We start from the raw sequence: 1,934 nt of genomic DNA on the forward strand, positions 1-1,934 counted from the left end.
CTTTTTAAACTAACAACATACTGTGTTAACCACAAGCACGTTCATTAGGCTTAAGCGAACTCTTTTACGACACGTTGTAAGATAGGCACGTTAGCTTCAGGGAAGGTGTAATCCCCTAATTCACCAACTGCGACCCAGCGCCCTTCTTGGCCTTCTCGACCATAAGGTTCGTTCTCGAACTGAGAGACGGTAATAAAATCAAATTTTAGCGACTTATCTGGGTAATCGTATTCAAGGTGTTCAAACGGTGCTTGTTCAATCACTCGAATCCCCACTTCCTCTTCAAGCTCACGAACCATCGCTTGTTCAACTGTTTCTCCTAGCTCGACTTTACCGCCCGGAAACTCCCAAAAACCACCTTTGTGTTTATCATCAGGACGTTTAGTAATAAAGATTTGCGACTTATCTTGATTGAAAATGATCGCTGCAACAATGTGAATTCTTTTCATGGATATTTACCTAGGATCTATCGATACAAAAAGAGCCGCCTAAGCGACTCTTTCTTATTAAGTTATCAAGTTAGATTAATTGATCTGACCGTGACACTGCTTGTATTTCTTGCCACTACCACATGGACAAGGTTCGTTTCGACCTACTTTACGCTCATCACGAACAACAGGTTGATTTGAGCCCTCAGACTCTTCACCATCAGCCAACTGATTTTCCGCAGCTGCATGCTGAGCCTGCGCACGACGAGCAGCTTCTTCTGCTTGAGCACGACGTTGCTCTTCCATACGCTCAACTTCTTCTTGCTGTTGAACGCGAACACGAGACAGAACAGTAATAACGTCAGTCTTCAGCGCTTCAAGTAAACCTTCAAACAATTCAAACGATTCACGTTTGTACTCTTGTTTCGGGTTCTTTTGTGCGTAGCCACGTAGGTGGATACCTTGACGCAGATGATCCATCGCCGCCAGATGCTCTTTCCAAAGCGTATCGAGTGTTTGAAGCATCACTGATTTTTCGAAGTTACGAAGCACTTGTGCACCCACAACTTCTTCTTTCGCTTTGTATACTTCAACGGCTAGGCTGATGATCTTCTCGCGCAGCGCTTCTTCGTACAGTTTGTCGTCTTCCTCAAGCCATTGCTTGATTGGCGCGTCTAGATCGAAATCTGCTTTCAAACGTTCTTGAAGACCTTCCACATCCCACATGTCTTCTAGAGATTGTGGTGGAATGTATTCGTCGATGATCGCTGTGAGCACATCTTCACGGTTTTGTTCAATCATGTCGCTGATATCGTCAACGTTCATGAGCTCATCACGCAGTTCGTAAACCACTTTACGTTGATCGTTCGCCACGTCATCGTATTCAAGAAGCTGTTTACGGATGTCGAAGTTGCGACCTTCCACTTTGCGTTGTGCTTTTTCAATAGAACGAGACAACATCTTAGATTCGATTGCTTCGCCTTCTTCCATACCGCTTTGAATCAAGCTTGCCATACGATCTGAAGTGAAGATACGCAGTAGTGAGTCTTCCATCGATAGGTAGAAACGAGATGAACCCGCATCACCTTGACGACCAGAACGGCCACGTAACTGGTTATCGATACGACGAGATTCATGACGCTCAGTACCGATGATGTGCAGACCACCAGCATCTAAAACTTGATCGTGAACTTTTTTCCACTCAGCTTTGATTGCGTCGATTTGCTCTTTCGTTGGATCTTGTAGTGATTCAACTTTTGCTTGCCAGCTACCACCTAGTACAATATCTGTACCACGACCCGCCATGTTTGTTGCGATAGTTACCGCACCAGGCATACCTGCTTCAGCAACGATTTCCGCTTCTTTCTCATGGAACTTAGCGTTCAAAACGTTGTGTTTGATCTTCGCTTTCTTCAAAGCGTTGGAGAGTAGTTCTGATTTTTCAATCGATACTGTACCAACCAATGTTGGCTGACCTTTCGCAACGCGCTCTTTGATATCTTCAAT

General features: G+C 44.7%; 2 protein-coding genes. Both read right to left on the reverse strand.

Annotation, left to right across the window (positions count from 1 at the left end; genetic code table 11):
• Positions 1-50: 50 nt before the first annotated feature.
• Positions 51-449: an 8-oxo-dGTP diphosphatase MutT gene (gene mutT / locus R7O12_RS23905; RefSeq protein ID WP_005461225.1), complete on the reverse strand. Its 399-nt coding sequence runs from the start codon at positions 447-449 to the stop codon at positions 51-53.
• Positions 450-524: 75 nt separating this feature from the next.
• Positions 525-1,934 (reverse strand): SEC-C metal-binding domain-containing protein (locus R7O12_RS23910; protein ID WP_318126523.1); only part of this gene is annotated, 1,410 nt, incomplete at its 5' end.

The sequence above is a fragment of the Vibrio sp. Vb1574 genome (genome assembly GCF_033338675.1).